The 1,119-nt window shown below is 64.6% G+C and carries 2 protein-coding genes; both read right to left on the reverse strand.

Features of this window, described 5'->3' with window-relative positions; all coding sequences use genetic code 11:
• Nucleotides 1-150: 150 nt before the first annotated feature.
• A complete protein-coding gene (locus ABT116_RS49115) occupies nt 151-357 on the reverse strand; it encodes a hypothetical protein (protein WP_351648104.1) in 207 nt (68 codons plus the stop codon).
• Nucleotides 358-371: 14 nt separating this feature from the next.
• Nucleotides 372-1,073 carry a M23 family metallopeptidase gene (locus tag ABT116_RS49120; protein ID WP_351648106.1) on the reverse strand — a complete coding sequence of 234 codons (702 nt, stop codon included), beginning with the start codon at nt 1,071-1,073 and terminating at the stop codon, nt 372-374.
• Nucleotides 1,074-1,119: the final 46 nt, after the last annotated feature.

Consider the following 1,119-nt stretch of genomic DNA (forward strand, 5'->3'; position numbering starts at 1 on the left):
ACCGCGGCGGCGGCACCATCTCGGCGACCAGCCGGTCCGCGGGTACGTGCGGCTCACGGGCGCACACCGAACAACGTCCTCACGGAACTCTCGGGGATAGGGCTTCGGCATGGTGCACATCCTTCCAGCGGCACCTCTCGGCACCACAGATCAGATGTCACCTATCCGTGCAGCAGACCCTTCAGCGTCTACGAACACCGAATCCTTCAGATCCATCCCGTCGAAATAGGCGCTCGTAATGTCGACGCCGCGCAGATCAAGTCTCAGCCCAATGTCAGCCCACAGGCCCCCGGCTTCTTCGCCATTCTTCTCGAACTGCAGATGTATCCGGAACTGGCTGATTATTGCCTCGTTCACTATTCGCTGAGCTTTTACTCGATCGACTCCCCGACGGCCACCGCTTGCTTCGCGAGAGCGAGCTGACTGGAATTGAGGCCTCCGGTGCCCGGCTCAGCCGGGTTGCTCGGTGCAGGTTCCTGTCCTGGTGCGGGAGCCGGGGCGGCGGCACCGGGTTCGGCGGCCTTGTCGACCCAGGGCGCCGGATCGACTGCGGTTCCGGCACCGTCGGGCAAACGGCCACCGTCCCACACCTCGAAATGCAGATGCGCGCCGGTGGACTCGCCGGCGTTGCCGATCATGCCGATTTCCTGACCAGCGGAAACCTGGTCACCGACCTTGACCAGAACGCCGTCGTCGAACATGTGCCCGTAGACGGTCGAGTAGACCTTCCCGTCGATCTGGTGATCGAGAATGATCCAGTTGCCGAATCCGGCGGCGGGGCCGGCAGCGACAACGCGGCCGTCGGTGAAAGCGTAGATCGGTGTTCCGACGGGACCGGCGCGGTCGATGCCCTGGTGTTGGGTTCCCCAGCGCGCACCGAATCCCGACGTGTCGGTGGTCTCGCTGCTCTTGGTCGGCTTGACCAGTGAGCCGGCGGGAGCCACCGATCCGACCCGGCCCCCGCCGGGTACGCAATCGGGATTCTCCGTGGCCGGGCCGATGATGACCACGACGATCATCACCAAACCCAGCAGCGCGGCGCCGCAGAATGCGCCGATCTTTTTCACGTCCATGACCGAAGTGACCTGCCCCTACTGCCTGCGGCCGTGGAGGTGATCG

This window comes from Streptomyces sp. NPDC002130 (assembly GCF_040296465.1).
Taxonomy (GTDB): domain Bacteria; phylum Actinomycetota; class Actinomycetes; order Streptomycetales; family Streptomycetaceae; genus Streptomyces.

Bases quoted from the DNA above. Each gene is read 5' to 3' on its own strand.
- ABT116_RS49120 (WP_351648106.1), bottom strand. From the start codon at position 1,073: ATGGACGTGAAAAAGATCGGCGCATTCTGCGGCGCCGCGCTGCTGGGT.